Raw genomic sequence first — 17,304 nt, 5'->3', positions numbered from 1 at the left:
CGTGATTTTTGTTCACACGGTTACGCACATTGTTTATAATCCCTTGCCACTAAAGGGGTATTAGCGGCTGCTAATTTTCTTTTTTTGCTCACCACATCAAACTCTCTTTCCAAATAAATTTGATCTGAATCAGTGTGATTAAAGATCGTACAATTCACTTCTTCTATTTATTGACTTACATCAAAGCATTTTCCTGAATAAACCTTTTGAAACCGATTCAATTTCCCAGTAATATTAGCTCAAGCTATATTAGCGCAAGCTTAACAATTAACTAACCATTGAGGTACATTTTTGCAACAAGGATGCTGATTTGCTCAACAAGTTTAATTTCCATTAAACAAGTATCCTCGGCGCATAATGTAGAAAGTGTCGTTCAGCCGACACAAAAGGAGTTATCATGATAGACGTTGTTGATCTGTCGAGATTGCAATTCGCAATTACGGCAATGTATCACTTCTTGTTCGTTCCATTGACTCTAGGTATGGCATTCTTACTTGCCATCATGGAGTCCCTCTACGTAATGACCAACAAGCAAATCTACAAGGACATGACCAAGTTCTGGGGTAAGCTATTTGGTATTAACTTCGCCCTAGGTGTGGCTACCGGCCTTACCATGGAATTCCAGTTTGGTACGAACTGGTCCTACTATTCCCATTACGTGGGTGATATTTTCGGTGCGCCGCTGGCGATCGAAGCCCTCGTTGCCTTCTTCCTCGAATCCACCTTTGTCGGACTCTTCTTCTTCGGATGGGATAGGCTTTCAAAACGTCAACACTTAGCCGTTACCTGGTTGGTTGCACTTGGTTCTAACTTCTCAGCACTTTGGATCCTAGTTGCGAACGGTTGGATGCAGCACCCTGTGGGCGCAGAGTTCAACTTCGAAACCATGCGTATGGAAATGGTTAGTTTCGCAGAAGTGGTGCTCAACCCAGTTGCTCAAGTTAAGTTTGTTCACACAGTAGCGTCAGGCTATACCACAGGTGCGATGTTCGTGCTGGGTATCAGTGCTTACTACCTACTGAAAGGCCGTGATGTGGCGTTTGCTCGTCGTTCATTCGCGATTGCAGCGTCGTTCGGTATGGCTTCTATCCTTTCTGTTATCGTTCTTGGTGACGAATCTGGTTACGAGCTTGGTGACGTACAGAAAGTGAAACTTGCGGCTATCGAAGCAGAGTGGCATACAGAGCCAGCTCCAGCAGCGTTCACTGTGTTTGGTCTTCCAAACCAAGACAAGATGGAAACCGACTTTGCGCTTAAGATCCCATACGTAATGGGTATCATCGCAACACGTTCTATCGATACACCAGTTCAAGGTCTTCGTGACCTACGTGAAGAGCACGTGGATCGTATCCGTAACGGTATGTACGCTTACGAACTTCTAGAAAAACTGCGTGCAGGTGAACGTACAGACGCAAACATAGAAGCGTTTGATGATGTGAAGCAAGACCTTGGTTACGGTCTACTGCTTAAACGTTACACCGACAAAGTTGTTGATGCGACAGAAGATCAAATCCAAGCGGCTGCGGATGACTCTATCCCAACAGTTTGGCCACTATTCTGGTCGTTCCGTATCATGGTTGCGTGTGGCTTCATCATGCTATTCGTCTTCGGTGCGGCATTTATTCAGACATGTCGTCAGAAAATTGAACAGAAAAAATGGATCCTTAAAGCGGCACTATTTAGCATTCCACTACCATGGATTGCAGTAGAAGCCGGTTGGTTTGTTGCTGAATTTGGTCGTCAGCCATGGGCCGTAGGTGAAATCCTGCCTGTACACGTGGCCGCATCAGCACTGACAGCAAGTCAGATCTGGACATCACTATTCGCAATCATCGCTCTATACACGGTGTTCCTAATTGCAGAAGTTTACCTAATGGTGAAATTTGCACGCAAAGGCCCAAGTAGCTTGAAGACAGGTCGCTACCACTTCGAACAAAACGTCGAAACGGTAGAGAACAAAGTTAGTCGTCAAGTAGAAGCGTAAGCAAGGAGAAAAAGAATGTTTGATTACGAAGTCTTACGATTCATCTGGTGGATACTGATTGGCGTACTGTTTGCTGGTTTCGCTATCACCGATGGTTTTGATATGGGGGTAGGTGCACTTGTACCTATCCTAGGTAAAACGGACACTCAGCGCCGTGTAATGATTAACTCTATCGCCCCACACTGGGACGGTAACCAGGTTTGGCTAATCACCGCTGGTGGTGCGTTATTTGCTGCTTGGCCGCTAGTGTACGCAACGTCGTTCTCGGGTTTCTACCTAGCAATGATCCTAACTCTAGCAGCGCTTTGGCTACGTCCAATCGGTCTAGATTACCGCTCTAAGCTAGAAGACAAACAGTGGCGTAACGCTTGGGATATCGGTATCTCAATCAGTGGTTTCGTCCCACCACTTATCTTTGGTGTGGCGTTTGGTAACCTACTACAAGGTGTACCATTCCAGTTAAGCGACTTTATGATGCCGACTTACCACGGTTCATTCTTCGGCCTACTTAACCCATTCGCACTATTGTGTGGTCTGGTAAGCCTGTTCATGATCCTGCTTCAAGGTTCAACATGGCTACAAATGAAGACCACAGGTGATATCCATACTCGCGCTCGCAACACAGCGCAAATCATGGGTCTACTCACAGTAGTGGCGTTTGTAGGTGCAGGTTTCTGGATCCAAGGTATCGATGGTTACCTAGTAGTAAGCAGCATCGACGGCAACGCGGCTTCAAACCCACTAGTTAAAGAAGTGGTTCGCGAAGCCGGTGCGTGGATGACGAACTTCGAGAAGTACCCACTACTATGGATTGCTCCAGCACTAGGTGTGGTTATGCCTCTACTAGCGGTTCTAGCGTCTCGTCTTGAGAAGTGTGCAATTTCTTTTATTGCTTCTTCTCTGGCGAACGGTGGCATCATCTTTACTGCTGGTTTTGCAATGTTCCCATTCGTAATGCCAAGCAGTATGAATCCAAACCACAGCTTGACTATGTGGGATGCGACGTCAAGTGAATTGACTTTGAACCTAATGACAGCGGTAGCGTTTGTTATGGTTCCAGTAATTCTTAGCTACACAGCTTGGACTTACTACAAAATGTTTGGTCGTCTTGATGACAAGTTCATCGAAGAAAACAAGAATTCACTTTACTAAGGAGCATTTAACATGTGGTATTTCGCTTGGATTTTAGGTGTTCTATTGGCTTGTGCGTTCGGTATCATCAATGCACTTTGGCTTGAACACAGTGAGATGATGGACGAAGACAGTGAGTAAGCTTAACCAACAGTTGGAGCAGATTCACAAGCCTATGGATAAGGTGCTACTTCGCGCCTTATCACTGGTGCTTGGTTTTGCCAACGCAGGTCTGTTCATGTGGAGTCCAGAGGGCTACGACGCAGCCATCGGTGGCTTTGCACCATGGTTAGGACTGGCGTTTGTATTGTCTCTCTGTTCAAGTATGGTCTACGGTATCGGCTTCAAACCAAGGTTTTGGTTGTGGCAACTGGTGTTTAGCCCGTACTTGTCACTAACTGTGTTGAGTTACTTAACGTTAATGTACGTTTTTTAGAATAAACCCGAGCCATTGCTCGGGTTTTTTACTTTTTGAAACAATGAAAAGCGAGTAATCGCTAATATCTTCATCAATTAAGTGTAAATTTTGGCACTTTAATCAAAAATTCTTGTCAGCACTTATAACAATCACAATGAGTTGCGTTATATTAATGCGTAGTTTTATTTAGGAAGTGATCAGTTTGTCTCAGTTATCATCGTATTTCGAATTTCCTGTGACCGTTTATTACGAAGACACGGACGCGGGAGGTGTCGTTTACCACTCGAACTACCTCAATTTCTTTGAACGTGCCCGCTCCGAGCTACTTAGAAGCAAAGGTGTCAATCAGCGTGTGTTGCTAGAAGAGCATACTGGCTTTGTGGTTCGTCATATGGATATCGACTTTATCCGTGGTGCACGCTTGGATGACCAGCTCACCGTAAAAACCTATATTGAAGAATTTAAGAAAGCGTCGCTAACCTTTGCTCAAGAAATTGTCGACCAACAAGGTGTGACAATAGCGAAAGCACTGGTTAAAGTGGCGTGTATAGATAATGTTAAAATGAAGCCGAAGGCTATTCCTTCGTCTATCTTAGTGGAGTTAAAACACAGTGACGGCTGATATTTCATTTGTAGACCTCATACTCGAGGCAAGCCTACTTGTTCAATTGGTAATGCTGATTCTGATGGGCATGTCAGTCGTATCTTGGGCGATGATCATCAAGCGCAGCAAAGTGCTAAAAGAAGCCACCAAAGAATCTGAGGCGTTTGAAGACCGTTTTTGGTCAGGCGCTGATCTTTCTCACATCTACCAAGATGTGAAAAAGCGCAAAGATGAGCTTTCAGGTACAGAAGAGATTTTCTACTCTGGTTTTTCCGAGTTTTTGCGCCTTCGTAAATCAAACGCCGACTCTCCAGCTTTCATTATGGAAGGGACTGGTCGCTCAATGCGCGTTGCTGTTTCCCGTGAAGTGGAAGAGCTAGAAACTAACTTGCCATTCCTAGCGACCGTTGGCTCTATCAGCCCTTACATCGGTCTGTTTGGTACGGTTTGGGGTATCATGCACGCGTTTATCGCGCTTGGCGAAGTAAAACAAGCCACACTTGCTATGGTAGCGCCAGGTATCGCGGAAGCGTTGATTGCAACGGCGATGGGTCTATTCGCGGCAATTCCAGCCGTTATGGCGTTTAACCGTTTGAGCAACAAAGTGAGTAAGCTAGAACATAATTACGCTACCTTCTCAGAAGAGTTCCACAGCATTTTGCACCGTCAAGCGATGGCCGCTAGGGAGCAATAATGGCTGGCTACCAACCAAAAAAACGCAAGCTGACCTGTGAGATTAACGTCGTACCTTATATCGACGTTATGCTGGTGTTACTTATTATTTTCATGGTGACGTCGCCTTTTGTTACTCAAGGGGTGGATGTTGAGCTGCCAAAGACCTCAACGGCACAACCCGCGTCTGAACTTGCAGGTGATACCGATGCGAGTTTTATCATTGTTGAAGTAGACCGTGACGGGAACTTAGGGCTAAGCGTTAACAATGAGGACGTGAAACGAGGTTTGAGTCTGCAAGACATTATTGTACGAGTTAAAGCTGAGCTTTCGATTAATCCTAACTCTCCAGTCGCAGTGGGTGGTGATGCGTCCACACCATACGCAGAGGTGGTGTTACTGTTGGACGAGCTTAGCCAAGCCGGTATTCCAAAAGTTGGCCTACTCACGGATCTAAGGGAATAGTTGTCGCAGCCGTATGAAAAGCAATAAGCACACTAAAAACAGCTACGGAAAGCCAATTGCGATCTCTTTGCTTGCTCACGCATTGCTTGTCGCCGCATTACTGTGGGGTACCGACTTTAACATGGATAAAGCGGAGCCAACCGGAATGGTGCAAGCCGTGGTGATCGATCCAGCGCGCGTTCGTCAGCAAGCGGCAGAAATCCGCAAGCAGCGTGAAACCGCGGCTAAAAAAGAGCAAGACCGTCTTGATAAATTGCGTCGTGAAAGTGAACAGCTAGAACGTAACCGCAAAGCTGAGGAAGAGCGCATACGTAAGCTGAAAGAGCAGCAAGCGAAAGATGCTCAAGCCGCTCGCGAATCAGAAAAGCGTCGTAAGGTAGAAAAAGAGCGTGCCGAAAAAGCCGAAGCTGAGCGTAAAGCCAAAGAAGAGGCGATTCGCATAGCTGAGAAAAAACGCATAGCTGAAGAAGCCGCGATTGCTTTAGCCGCGCAGGAGCGTCTAGAACAAGAGCGAGCTGTAAAAGAAGCGCAAGAAAAAGCTCAGCGTGAACGTGAAGCCGCAGAGCGTGCCGAGCAAGAACGTATAGCCCAGGAAAAAGCCGCGGCTGAAGCAGCCGAAAAAGCGCGTATCGAGAAAGAGCGACTTGAGCAAATAGAGCGCGATCGAAAAGAGCAAGAGGCGGCGCTGAACGATATTTTTTCAGGACTAGAAAGTGAAGCCGCGAGTAACTCCGCGGCTCGTTCCAGTCAGGTCGATATCGAACTTGCCAAAATGGGTGAGATCTACAAGCAGCTTATCCAGCAGCACATTCTCACCGACTCCAGCTTTCGCGGTAAAGAATGCCGTGTAAACCTGCAATTGATTCCCGCTGGTAGCGGTGCGATTGCAGGGACAGTAAAAGTATTAGAGGGCGATGCTCGCTTGTGTAATGCCACCAAAAGTGCCATTTCACAGGTTCGTTCGTTTCCTCTCTCCGAATTTCCTGAAGTTAATGCTCAGCTAAAGAACATTAACTTGACATATAAGCCACAGTTATAAGGAAAAACCTGTGATTAAGCGAATATTACTAGGAATGGCAATGGTCATGAGTTTTGCTACTCAAACTGCCAACGCCGCATTAGAACTTGTTATCACCGATGGTATTGACTCAGCAAGACCGATTGCCATTGTGCCTTTCAAATGGGAAGGTGAGGGCAAATTACCGCATGATGTCTCGGCGGTGATTGCTTCTGACTTGCAGCGCAGTGGTAAATTTAGCCCTGTTGCAACCAGCAAAATGCCGCAAACGCCTTATGATGCATCGGCAATTAATTTTGAAGCGTGGACTGGCCTTGGCGTTGATTCACTTCTTACCGGCACTATCGTTAAAAATGCTGAAGGCAATTACGAAGTGAGCTATCAGCTCGTTGATGTAGTTCGTGGTCAGCTCACCGGTGGACAGTCAAAAGCACTGAGCGACGATGGCCAATTAGTGCTATCTAACGACCATATTCTATTCAAGAAGAAAGCGACCGTTCCTGGTCCACGTCTTCGTGAATATGCACACCGCATTTCGGATCTTGTCTACGAAGAGCTTACAGGCGCGCGCGGTGCGTTTTTAACTCGCATCGCTTACGTAGTGGTTAACGACAAAGACGCGTACCCATACCAAATGCGTATCGCGGATTACGACGGCTACAACGAGAAGATGGTACTTCGCTCAAAGCAGCCGTTGATGTCTCCAGCTTGGTCACCAGATGGTAAGCAATTGGCTTACGTTAGCTTCCAAAATGGCCAAGCAGAAATCTTCATCATGAATATCTACACAGGTAAGCGTGAGAAGGTAACGTCATTCCCTCGTCACAATGGTGCGCCAAGATTCTCCCCGGATGGGAAGTCTCTCGCAATCACCTTGTCGAAGACTGGGCAACTGCATGTATATACGCTAAATCTGGAAACCAGAAAACTGCGCCAAATTACCCGCGGCCGATCAAATAATACAGAACCGTTCTGGAAACCAGACGGTAATTCCCTTATTTTTACGTCGGATAGGGGTGGTAACCCTCAGATTTATGAAGTAAATTTGTCTGATGGTAAAACCAAACGTATCACGTGGCAGGGTAGCCAAAACCTCGGTGGGCAGATCACCCCTGATGGTCGTTACCTCGTGATGGTGAATCGTTCCAACTCTGGATTCAATCTTGCAAAACAAGATCTAGAAACAGGCTCGGTACAGATCCTCACCAAAACACTGCTTGATGAATCACCAAGCATCGCACCAAATGGTGGCATGGTGATATACAGTTCCATCTATAACAAAACTAACGTCCTTTCGATGGTATCTATTGATGGGCGATTTAAAGCTAGATTACCGGCTACAAACGGGCGCGTAAGAGCTCCTGCATGGTCACCGTTTTTATAGCAATTAAATTTTTTAGGTTAAGGAAATAACAATGCAATTAAACAAAGTTTTTAAGGGGTTGCTAATCGCACTGCCAGTTCTTGCAATGACGGCGTGTAGCTCAAGCGACGACGCTGCGTCATCAACAGGTGCAGAGACGAACAACCAAACGCAACAAGAAACAACAACTGTTGCGACACCAATTGATGAGAATGCACAGCTAACTGAACAAGAGCTAAAAGAAAAAGCACTTCGTGAAAACCAAACGATTTACTTTGCATTCGATAACTCTACTATCGCTGGTGACTACGAAGATATGCTTGCAGCACACGCAGCATACCTAAGCAAAGATGCATCACTACAAGTGACTATCGAAGGTCACGCAGATGAGCGCGGTACACCTGAGTACAACATCGCACTAGGCGAGCGTCGTGCACAAGCTGTTGCTAAGTACATCCAAGCTCTTGGCGTACAAGCAGACCAAATCTCTATCGTTAGCTACGGTGAAGAGAAACCACTAGTACTAGGTCAATCTGAAGACGCGTACGCGAAAAACCGTCGCGCAGTGCTAGTTTACTAATCCAATCTGCCCAAGATTGAACATGTTGCAGCGTTCGCGCTGCAACATTGTCGTTTTAGGGCTCGGCTATTAAGGATCCTACCTTTATGACAAGTAACATTAAGCGCGCTGTTACGCTTACGTTACTAGCCGGAATGGCAAGCTCAGCGCTTGCTGCGAAAGCACCGGTTACCGACTTGAGCGCAACATCTTCTTCGGCAACTGCTGCCTCTATTACAGCGGCATCTGCTGCTAACGAAACCGATGTTCAGCGCCTAGAGCGCCTATTGCAAAACCGCAACCGAGTGCAACTGCAAATGCAGCAGCAGCTCGATGAAATGACGCAAGAAATTGCTACCCTTCGCGGCCAGCTAGAACGCAATACTTATGACATGAACCAGATGGTTCAGCGTCAACGTGAACTGTTTATTGAAATCGACAAGCTTCGCTCACAACAAGGCGCAGCCGCCGTCGCAGTTCCTGTCGCGACAGACAAGGCGAACCCAGAAGGCAAGTTCACCACCAATGTCGACGAACAAACGGCATACCAAAATGCAGTCGACTTGATTTTGAAAAAGCGCGACTACACAGGCGCAATCACAGCCTTCAAACAGTTCCAGGCTGATTTCCCAGAATCGACTTTCATGCCAAACAGCCACTACTGGCTAGGCCAGCTCTATTTTGCTAAGCGCCAAGACGCAGAAGCAGAAAAGAGCTTCAAGGCTGTAATTGGTTTTGCAAAATCCAACAAACGAGCGGACGCTCTAGTGAAGTTGGGTGACATTGCCAAACGTGGCAACAAAACTGATGAAGCAAAGAAGTACTATGAACAAGTGATTAGCGAATACCCAGGCAGTTCTTCTGCCAAGGTTGCTAAGTCTAATTTACAATAAAGCGATTTCGTGAGGCTAGGCGATATGCTTAGCTCTCAACACGCTTTCAGTAGACCCCTGCCTGCGCAGGGGTGACGACTTATTTGGATGAGAGGTCGCTAAAAGGTGATTTCAACAGAACTGAAAGCCACCCTAACCACGAATCCCAACCCAAAAGCCGTTATTCCACTGGCCGTGCGCCTACGCAGGCAAGAATCCACTCTCGGCAAGCAACAATCCCAAAAAGCGCAAACTATCTCCTCGATAGCCTGTTCAGGCCACTTTCTATTCAACTTTGGTCGATTCCTGCCCTAGTGCCTTTGTTCTATCAATAATATCCGTGTACAATGCTCGGACTATTTGGAAGTAGCATAGAGCAACCGCTATGAGCCACATCTTAGACTCAATTGATACGGTATATCCGTTTCCCCCTAAGCCTGTTCCGTTATCTGATAACGAGAAGCAGCAGTACATCGCAAGTATCAAATCGCTACTAAAACAAAAAGACGCGGTTCTGATTGCACACTATTACACCGATCCAGAGATCCAAGCTCTTGCAGAAGAGACGGGTGGATTTGTGGGTGACTCGCTAGAAATGGCGAAATTCGGTAACCGTCACGACGCATCAACGCTGATCATTGCTGGCGTTCGCTTCATGGGTGAATCTGCGAAGATCTTAACGCCAGAAAAGCGCATCCTAATGCCAACACTGGAAGCAGAGTGCTCGCTTGATCTTGGCTGCCCTGCAGACAAGTTCTCAGAGTTCTGTGACGCGCACCCAGACCACACAGTTGTGGTTTATGCCAATACATCGGCAGCGGTGAAAGCACGCGCTGATTGGGTAGTAACATCAAGTATCGCGCTTGAAATTGTTGAAAGCCTAGATGCTGAAGACAAACCGATTATTTGGGGCCCAGACCGCCACCTAGGTTCGTACATTGCGAACCAAACCGGTGCCGACATGTTACTGTGGCAAGGTGAGTGTATCGTTCATGACGAATTCTCATCAAAAGCACTGAAAGACATGAGATCGGTTTACCCAGATGCAGCCATTCTGGTTCACCCAGAATCGCCAGCAAGCGTTGTTGACCTCGCTGATGCAGTAGGCTCAACCAGCCAACTTATCAAAGCGGCGAAAGAGCTACCGAATAAGCAGCTTATCGTGGCCACAGATAAAGGCATCTTCTTCAAGATGCAGCAGTTAGTGCCAGAAAAAGAGCTAATCGAAGCACCAACGGCAGGCAATGGTGCGACATGTCGCAGCTGTGCACACTGCCCTTGGATGGCAATGAACGGTCTTAAAGCGATTGAGAAAGCGCTACGTGATGGTGGTGAAGAGCACGAAATCTTTGTTGATGAAGCACTTCGCGTGAAATCACTGATCCCGCTAAACCGCATGCTTGATTTTGCTGAGCAGCTACAAATTAAAGTGAAAGGCAACGCGTAACTCGCTGATTCATTCACATTAATGATCAAAAACCAGTCTTCGGACTGGTTTTTTCGTATATGCTTATTACAAAACGTTCACAAGGAATCACGTGGTTATCTGGATCCAGCTTCGCAAGTGGTTACACAGCCATTTGTTTGAACTTAAATTTCGAACTTTGATGATGGCGTTGCTGCTTTATGTTGTCGCGTCCTGGGCGCTGTTGTCACTCAGCGGCGAAACAGAGCTCACAACGCCTATATCACAGTTTGTCTATTTTATTGTCGTGACGGCATCGACCGTGGGCTATGGCGATCTCTCGCCAACCACTGAGGCCGGCCGATGGGTTGCTATATTATTTATTATCCCTGGTGGGTTAATGTTGTTTGCAGCGCTGCTTGGCCGAATGGCAGCGTTAGGCTTGGAATCTTGGCGCGCAGGTCAGTTGGGAAAAAGGAAGGTAAGAGTGGATAACCATATTTTGATGTTAGGCTGGAATGGTCAGCGAACAATTCACCTTATTCGTATGCTACAACATGAAGAGACGGGTAGAAGACCCATTGTGTTGTGTAGCCGCTCTGATATTGAAAATCCGTTGCCGGGCGAAATTGCGTTCGTTAAAGTAAACAGCTATACCGATGGCCGCGAGATGGAAAAGACCAACATTGAGTCTGCGAGCTGTATTCTTATCGACAATCCAGAGGACGACATCACCCTATCCGCCGCGCTCTATTGTGCAAACCGCAATCCAGAGGCGCATTTATTGGTGTATTTTAAAGACGAAGCGCTGAGCGATCTACTTCACCAACACTGTCCGAACTCTGAGTGTATTCCTGCCGTGGGCGCAGAAATGCTTGCCAAAGCCGCAGTCGACCCAGGTTCGAGTGCGCTTCATCAAGAGCTACTGAGCTCCACTCGTGGGATGACCCAATATTCCGTCCGCTACCCAAGCTCTGCCAAAGCAACTAAGGTGAACGCACTGTTCCAATGGATGAAAGCGGAATACCAAGCCACGTTGATCGCTGTGGACGTAGGGCAAGGGATAGTCCTCAATCCCGAGTTGGATTTGGATATTGAACCGGGTACCAAACTTTTTTACATCGCCGATGAGCGAATTGATTCTTTCCATTGGGAGTCGAGATAGCCCGCCAATACAGGCTTTGTTTGCAGGCTTATTCTTACGACAAGATAACGTAATCGATACCATACAAAATATTTATTGATACGAAAATACATACTGTATATTATGCGCGCGTTTTATGAATTCAGTGAATGAACGTTCATTCACTGAATTCATTCTGTTGATTAAGGTGTCCTTGTCCATGCGCGTTCGTTTGTTGTCGGTTTCTTTGGTTGCTGCACTAGTGTCCAGCTCGGCGGCTTATGCTGCTAACCTAGAAACTTCCAATGCTCCCCACTCTCTGCCAACCTCGAAACAGGACATGGTGTTCGAGAGCGATATCGATAAAGCCAATGCGCGAGTCGATGAGTACCAAAATGCCATTGACTATCTTAAGTCCCAAGACAATGGGGATGATCAAGCCAAACAAGATGCCAACAGCCAAGTCTCCAACAAACAGGCCGTGAGCGATTTGAAGTACGCTAAAAAGTACTATCAAGAAATTAATGGCCTGCCTATGTTTAGTTTTCTTGGCGGTCCGGCTTATACCCCAGAACAAGGACTATTGGTCGCTTTGGGCGGATTGTATTCGTTCAAGACTGATCGCGCGCAAAGTGCGCTGCAGCGCTCGAGTTTATCGGCGTTCTTGATTGGCAACTATGGTGATTCCGAAGTGGGCTATGGCCTAAGTGGCCATCATGAGCTGTATTGGAACAACAACGATGTTCAGTTCAAAGGCAACTTTAATCTTGGCTCTCAGAGCAAGCACTATTGGGGTATTGGTTATGACGCGGCGAACGACTTTGAGTTCGGTGAGGTAACAAAATACTCAGCTATCGAGAACAACTACAAAGGCAACCTCATCTATCGCTTAACCGGCAACTGGTTCGCAGGGCCTGCTGTAAAACTGAACTACTACAGCCCAACCTCAGAGCCTGAAGCGGCCTTTATGGATGAAAACTTTAACACCTTTAAAGACAAGCCATTTACTTGGGGTTTGGGTGCGAGTCTGCAATATGACAGCCGTGACGTGGCCGTGAACCCATGGAGTGGCTCGCTGTTTCGCAGTGAAGTGCTGCTATACAGTGAGGCACTGGGCAGTCAGGCGGAATACCAAAAACTCGATATGGAGTACCGTACTTTCCATAGCGTCGCCGAAGGTAGAGTGATTGCACTGCTTGCTCATTATCAGCAAGCATTTGGTGATGTGCCGTATTACGACATGCCGGAAATCGGTGGTGCGAGTTCAATGCGCGGTTACTACCAAGGACAGTATCGAGACAAAGTAACGGCGGAAGTCACCGCGGAGTACCGCCATACGTTTCGTCGTGACTCTGGCGTACTATCAAACCATGGTATGACAGCGTGGGCGGGTGTTGGCTCTGTAGGCAATTCTATGGATGACTTGACTGGGCATGCCATCGTCTCTTATGGGGTAGGATATCGTTATGAACTCCAGCCTCGAATGAACATCAGACTCGATCTCGGTATGGGTCGACACGGCTCAGCGTTCTACTTCAACTTTACTGAAGCCTTCTGATACAAAAACGCCCTCACTATCGTGAGGGCGTTTGACTAGCAATACTGTTGGCTAACCATAGCTGTTCAACCAACTATTGATTTTCTGCTACTTACTGGTTCTCTGCTAAAACAGCGCCTTTTTGCGTAATACCACATAGCATCACTGGCATGGCTGCATAGATTTCATTGAACTGTTCGAGACCTTCAATGCCTTGCGCTTGCAATGTCGCAATCGAGGTTTCTGGATCATACAGCATGCTCAGTGACAGCAATACGCCGCCAAGTAGTGCATTATCTTCACTGTTTTCCGGCATCAGCGTTTCCCAGTCATCACGAGCTAGTTGCCAGCCTTGTAATACACCTTCACAAAAGTCTTTGGCTTCTTGAGTAACGATCTCTTCTTCATCCAAATCGCAACCTTCTGGCCATTGCCATTCGCCATCTAAAAGCGCTGGGCGGTATTGATTCCAAAGCGTAATCACCGCTTGAGCGTAGTCTTCTAGCTGCTCGCCCGAAGTAAAGGGTGCAACTTCTTCACCGCCCCACAAAAACGGTAGCCATTCTTCTGGTGGCAAGGTGTGTGGAGCCGATGCCATAGAAGTGACGAAGCCTTGAGTTTGCGCGTTGTTGAGTAGTTTTCCTTCTAGCTCAGGAAGGGAAAGTATGTCTTTTAGTTCCAAAATGCTTTACCGTTAGGGCTAAATTATGAATATCTTGAGTATAGTAACAAGCTAGGCTTCAATTACCTATAGCTATACTAAAGTAACGAGACATCTCAAGAAGATGCAGTTCATGCACACGAAGAAAGGAAGTCTTCTCTCGCTATGGTTATCAAAGAGTCGGTTTTACAAAAATCGGTCGTCAAAGAGTCGCTTAAAAAGAAAAGCATTATTGCACTCGCCGTATACCTGGCCGTGTTTATTGCCATCTTTGGTACTATCACTTATTGGGTGGTAGAGTCGCCCGTTCGTGCCAAGCTAGAACAAAACCTTGATATTCGAAGTGAATTCCTTGCCGCTGAGATCTCGGCTCCTCTTCATAGCTCCCTTGGTGTATTAAAAAGTATCGTGGCCATGGAGGAGACTATTAGTGATCGTCACTCCCTCGACAAAGCGCTGCGCCAAGTCTTTAAGCTGAATGATGGCATTGCCGTGAGCGGCGGTATATGGCCCGAGCCGTATTCCGTTGACCCCGATGTTAAGCTCTCCAGCTTGTTTTACAACCGCACCAGTACCGGTGAAGTCGACAAAATCGACTTGTGGAACAACCCTCAAACCGCAGGTTACCATATAGAGCCTTGGTATACTTCGGTAAAAGACACACCAAGCAATACCATCAGTTGGTCTGAGGTTTATGTTGACCCATACACCCATGTTCAGATGATCACCGCCTCCGCGCCTTATTATATTCAAGGTGTGTTCGCTGGTGTTGCCACCGTGGATCTGTCGCTAGAAAATTTGATTGGTTTTGTAAAAAGTAAAGCGAGAGAGCACGATCTCGGCGTGATTGTTCGAGATGCCAATCAGCAAGTTATCACTGAACACAACTTTAGAGTTGAGCGCGGTATCTACATTAGCCAGCTCAGTTTCGGCGACTTTAACTGGAGTCTGGAAGTGGTCAACGCCAGAAGGCTGGTGGCCGATGAAGTGGCAGACATCGTTAAGAGTGTTGAGTTGGGTATTGTTCCTGTCATGCTGCTGTGCTTAATGTTTGGCTATTACCTTATCAACCAATACCTCATCAAGCCGATTGCGATCATTGCTAAAGAGGTGGATGAATCACGCCATGGCGGCAGTATCGATATTAATTATCGCAGCCCAGACGAGATCCGTTATCTGATAGACAGTTTTAATCAAAAAACAGTTTACCTAGACCAAGAGCGCATGAAAGCACAAGCCTCCACTAAAGCCAAAACCGCGTTCCTTGCAACACTGTCTCACGAGATCCGCACTCCAATGAATGGCGTGCTCGGTACCGCGCAGATCTTGCTTAAAACCGATCTTTCGGTAGAACAAAGAAAGCACCTTAAAACCCTGTATGATTCTGGCGATCACATGATGTCGCTACTCAACGAACTTCTTGATTATTCTAAAATTGAGCAGGGTCATATCGAACTGGATAGCCACCCGTTTCCACTCAACTCCATTATTGGCAGTATGCACAGTGTTTATCACACCTTGTGTAACGAAAAGGGGCTGAAGTTTAGTGTTTACTCCGACGTTGAAGATGAGCGCTGGTACCAAGGTGACAAAGCAAGGCTACGCCAGATCTTGTTTAACCTACTTAACAATGCGGTGAAGTTTACCTCACAGGGCAACATAGAAGTGTACCTGTCAGAGAAAACGGGCGCGGACAAAAACACATTAACCATCCGTGTAAAAGATACCGGTATTGGCATTGGTCCAGAAGCGCAGGCACGCATATTTAAACCTTTTGAACAGGCCGAGTCGAGCACGACGCGCCGTTTTGGTGGCACAGGGCTAGGGCTCGCTATCGTTAAAGAAATCGCACACGTGATGGGCGGCGATATTAAACTTACCAGCCAAGAGGGCATGGGCTCCGAGTTTGAAGTCACCGTGAGGCTCGCAAGCTGTAAACCAAAACCGCTGGATGTACACATAGAGCGCAACCTCGACTATCGTGGCCTTAAAGCACTGATTGTTGAAGACAACCGCACCAACACCATCATCATAGAAACCTTTATGAAGCGGAAAGGCTTCATTACTTATTCCGTAGTCAATGGCGAAGAAGCGTTAAAAGCCGTTGCCACCCAAAACTACGACTTAATCTTAATGGATAACCACATGCCAGTGATGGACGGTGTGGAAGCCATCGCCGGTATCCGCAATATGCCAGGCAAAGAAAAAGATACCCTTATCTTCGGCTGCACCGCCGATGTATTCAAAGAGACTCGTGAACGCATGATGGGTGCAGGCGCAGACTTTATTGTCGGCAAGCCTATTGATGAACGGATTCTCGACGACGCGCTTTATCAGTTCGCCAATAAACTGTTCCAATTCAGCGGCCGAAAAGGCAGCAACGTGACGTCTCTAGGCGTTTCCAAATAAGGCGCTTCTAAATAGCCCACCTAACCGGTCGCCTAACTGGTGACTGGATTGCGAAAAGACCCACTCTCAACCTTATCTACCCGCTAAGTAGCGATAGTGATGGCTAAACCGTTCATATATCAGTCCCTCTTATGTCATTAACCTACGAAAACATAACGCTAACTCCCTGATGAAACGGGGTTTAGCGTTATGTTTGTAATTAAACTACAACAAATAGCGAGTTTGACTACTTTGAACGCCAAAATTGGTGATAAATTTACCTTTGAGTTTGAAATACGGTAGGTAAATCTACCAAATTGGTGTTCTAATAGCGCTGTTATCTGGATGGTGGTAAATATCCAGTCATATGAGTCGATATTCGATTTTATGTTAGTTTATTGTCCTGTGAGATTGTAAGTGAAACCGAAAGCTCCTTTCTGTATTCGTAACGCGGCCGCTGATACCTTTGCAATGGTCGTGTTCTGTTTTGTGTCTGGTATGTTGATTGAAGTGCTTGTCTCTGGCATGACCTTCGAGCAGTCATTGGCATCACGTTTGTTGTCTATCCCTGTGAACATCGCCATCGCATGGCCATACGGTGTGTTCCGTGACTGGGCACTACGCAAAGGCGCGAAAGTATCGCCTTCTGGTCCTATGAAAGCGTTCTCGGATCTGGTCGCGTACGTCGCGTTCCAATCGCCAGTCTACGCAGCGATTTTGTTTACGGTAGGTGCATCAACAGACCAAATTATTACCGCAGTATCGAGTAATGCAATTGTGTCTTGCGGAATGGGCGTCCTATACGGCTACTTCCTAGATCTATGTCGCCGTTGGTTCCGAGTGCCGGGCTACTACCAAAGCGTATGATTTGCCGATCATTTGATCGAATTAATCACAAAGTAAGCAAACAATTAAAAAAGCGCAGCTTTTTTCCCTTTTAGGGTTGACCAAGCGGGGCGGAATCATTAAATTACCACCCCGTTAGCCAAGAGCGCTAACCAAATCAAAATACGGTGAGTTGTCCGAGTGGCTGAAGGAGCACGCCTGGAAAGTGTGTATACGGCAACGTATCGAGAGTTCGAATCTCTCACTCACCGCCAAATT

General features: G+C 46.8%; 17 protein-coding genes and 1 tRNA gene. 17 read left to right on the top strand and 1 reads right to left on the bottom strand.

Going from position 1 to position 17,304, the window contains the following annotated elements; translation table 11 throughout:
- Window positions 1-397 precede the first annotated feature (397 nt).
- The 14 genes from cydA (at window position 398) to L4C42_RS07450 (ending at window position 13,172) form a co-directional block, all read left to right on the top strand.
- Window positions 398-1,984 (top strand): cytochrome ubiquinol oxidase subunit I, encoded by a 1,587-nt coding sequence (gene cydA, locus L4C42_RS07515; RefSeq protein WP_353496546.1) that lies wholly within the window; start codon window positions 398-400, stop codon window positions 1,982-1,984.
- 15 nt (window positions 1,985-1,999) lie between these two features.
- Window positions 2,000-3,136 (top strand): cytochrome d ubiquinol oxidase subunit II, encoded by a 1,137-nt coding sequence (gene cydB, locus L4C42_RS07510; protein WP_418642091.1) that lies wholly within the window; start codon window positions 2,000-2,002, stop codon window positions 3,134-3,136.
- Between the two features lie 12 nt (window positions 3,137-3,148).
- Complete coding sequence (gene cydX / locus L4C42_RS07505) at window positions 3,149-3,256, top strand: cytochrome bd-I oxidase subunit CydX (RefSeq protein WP_006075291.1); 108 nt, start codon at window positions 3,149-3,151, stop codon at window positions 3,254-3,256.
- Window positions 3,249-3,551, top strand: a complete 303-nt coding sequence (gene ybgE / locus L4C42_RS07500) for a cyd operon protein YbgE (RefSeq protein WP_353496544.1) — start codon at window positions 3,249-3,251, stop codon at window positions 3,549-3,551. The genes cydX and ybgE overlap by 8 nt, the downstream gene beginning before the upstream one ends.
- A 184-nt stretch (window positions 3,552-3,735) precedes the next feature.
- Complete coding sequence (gene ybgC, locus L4C42_RS07495; RefSeq protein ID WP_418642092.1) at window positions 3,736-4,155, top strand: tol-pal system-associated acyl-CoA thioesterase; 420 nt, start codon at window positions 3,736-3,738, stop codon at window positions 4,153-4,155.
- Window positions 4,145-4,831: a protein TolQ gene (gene tolQ / locus L4C42_RS07490; RefSeq protein ID WP_353496543.1), complete on the top strand. Its 687-nt coding sequence runs from the start codon at window positions 4,145-4,147 to the stop codon at window positions 4,829-4,831. The genes ybgC and tolQ overlap by 11 nt, the downstream gene beginning before the upstream one ends.
- Window positions 4,831-5,274: a protein TolR gene (gene tolR, locus L4C42_RS07485; RefSeq protein WP_112460498.1), complete on the top strand. Its 444-nt coding sequence runs from the start codon at window positions 4,831-4,833 to the stop codon at window positions 5,272-5,274. The genes tolQ and tolR overlap by 1 nt, the downstream gene beginning before the upstream one ends.
- A 13-nt stretch (window positions 5,275-5,287) precedes the next feature.
- Window positions 5,288-6,313, top strand: coding sequence for a cell envelope integrity protein TolA (gene tolA / locus L4C42_RS07480; protein ID WP_353496542.1), 1,026 nt, complete (start codon window positions 5,288-5,290; stop codon window positions 6,311-6,313).
- 34 nt (window positions 6,314-6,347) lie between these two features.
- Window positions 6,348-7,676 carry a Tol-Pal system beta propeller repeat protein TolB gene (gene tolB, locus L4C42_RS07475; protein ID WP_418642269.1) on the top strand — a complete coding sequence of 443 codons (1,329 nt, stop codon included), beginning with the start codon at window positions 6,348-6,350 and terminating at the stop codon, window positions 7,674-7,676.
- Between the two features lie 31 nt (window positions 7,677-7,707).
- Window positions 7,708-8,235 (top strand): peptidoglycan-associated lipoprotein Pal, encoded by a 528-nt coding sequence (gene pal, locus L4C42_RS07470; RefSeq protein ID WP_112460501.1) that lies wholly within the window; start codon window positions 7,708-7,710, stop codon window positions 8,233-8,235.
- Window positions 8,236-8,321: 86 nt separating this feature from the next.
- Window positions 8,322-9,107 carry a tol-pal system protein YbgF gene (gene ybgF, locus L4C42_RS07465; protein ID WP_353496540.1) on the top strand — a complete coding sequence of 262 codons (786 nt, stop codon included), beginning with the start codon at window positions 8,322-8,324 and terminating at the stop codon, window positions 9,105-9,107.
- A gap of 364 nt (window positions 9,108-9,471) precedes the next feature.
- On the top strand, window positions 9,472-10,533 hold the full coding sequence (gene nadA / locus L4C42_RS07460) for a quinolinate synthase NadA (RefSeq protein ID WP_353496539.1): 1,062 nt from the start codon (window positions 9,472-9,474) through the stop codon (window positions 10,531-10,533).
- Between the two features lie 133 nt (window positions 10,534-10,666).
- On the top strand, window positions 10,667-11,656 hold the full coding sequence (locus tag L4C42_RS07455; RefSeq protein WP_429760070.1) for a potassium channel family protein: 990 nt from the start codon (window positions 10,667-10,669) through the stop codon (window positions 11,654-11,656).
- Between the two features lie 115 nt (window positions 11,657-11,771).
- Entirely contained in the window at window positions 11,772-13,172 is a 1,401-nt protein-coding gene (locus tag L4C42_RS07450) for a BamA/TamA family outer membrane protein (RefSeq protein ID WP_429759968.1), read from the top strand.
- Window positions 13,173-13,263: 91 nt separating this feature from the next.
- Here the strand turns inward: L4C42_RS07450 and L4C42_RS07445 are convergent, their stop codons facing one another.
- On the bottom strand, window positions 13,264-13,833 hold the full coding sequence (locus L4C42_RS07445; protein ID WP_353496536.1) for a UPF0149 family protein: 570 nt from the start codon (window positions 13,831-13,833) through the stop codon (window positions 13,264-13,266).
- Window positions 13,834-13,977: 144 nt separating this feature from the next.
- Here L4C42_RS07445 and L4C42_RS07440 point away from each other — a divergent pair, with 144 nt between their 5' ends.
- The 3 genes from L4C42_RS07440 (at window position 13,978) to L4C42_RS07430 (ending at window position 17,300) form a co-directional block, all read left to right on the top strand.
- Window positions 13,978-16,221 carry a hybrid sensor histidine kinase/response regulator gene (locus tag L4C42_RS07440; protein ID WP_429759966.1) on the top strand — a complete coding sequence of 748 codons (2,244 nt, stop codon included), beginning with the start codon at window positions 13,978-13,980 and terminating at the stop codon, window positions 16,219-16,221.
- A gap of 396 nt (window positions 16,222-16,617) precedes the next feature.
- Complete coding sequence (locus L4C42_RS07435; RefSeq protein WP_429759964.1) at window positions 16,618-17,067, top strand: L-alanine exporter AlaE; 450 nt, start codon at window positions 16,618-16,620, stop codon at window positions 17,065-17,067.
- Window positions 17,068-17,212: 145 nt separating this feature from the next.
- Window positions 17,213-17,300: transfer RNA gene (locus L4C42_RS07430), tRNA-Ser, on the top strand.
- Window positions 17,301-17,304: the final 4 nt, after the last annotated feature.

Source organism: Vibrio wakamikoensis, from assembly GCF_050337275.1.
Classification (GTDB): Bacteria; Pseudomonadota; Gammaproteobacteria; order Enterobacterales; family Vibrionaceae; genus Vibrio; species Vibrio chaetopteri.
Note: the sequence above shows the minus strand (reverse complement) of the source record. Positions and strands in the feature narration are given on the sequence as shown.

Coding starts and splice junctions, on each gene's coding strand:
- nadA (WP_353496539.1), top strand. CDS start 9,472: ATGAGCCACATCTTAGACTCAATTGATACGGTATATCCGTTTCCCCCT.
- cydA (WP_353496546.1), top strand. CDS start 398: ATGATAGACGTTGTTGATCTGTCGAGATTGCAATTCGCAATTACGGCA.
- tolA (WP_353496542.1), top strand. CDS start 5,288: ATGAAAAGCAATAAGCACACTAAAAACAGCTACGGAAAGCCAATTGCG.
- tolB (WP_418642269.1), top strand. CDS start 6,348: ATGGCAATGGTCATGAGTTTTGCTACTCAAACTGCCAACGCCGCATTA.
- tolR (WP_112460498.1), top strand. CDS start 4,831: ATGGCTGGCTACCAACCAAAAAAACGCAAGCTGACCTGTGAGATTAAC.
- cydB (WP_418642091.1), top strand. CDS start 2,000: ATGTTTGATTACGAAGTCTTACGATTCATCTGGTGGATACTGATTGGC.
- L4C42_RS07450 (WP_429759968.1), top strand. CDS start 11,772: ATGAATTCAGTGAATGAACGTTCATTCACTGAATTCATTCTGTTGATT.
- cydX (WP_006075291.1), top strand. CDS start 3,149: ATGTGGTATTTCGCTTGGATTTTAGGTGTTCTATTGGCTTGTGCGTTC.
- ybgF (WP_353496540.1), top strand. CDS start 8,322: ATGACAAGTAACATTAAGCGCGCTGTTACGCTTACGTTACTAGCCGGA.
- L4C42_RS07440 (WP_429759966.1), top strand. CDS start 13,978: ATGGTTATCAAAGAGTCGGTTTTACAAAAATCGGTCGTCAAAGAGTCG.
- pal (WP_112460501.1), top strand. CDS start 7,708: ATGCAATTAAACAAAGTTTTTAAGGGGTTGCTAATCGCACTGCCAGTT.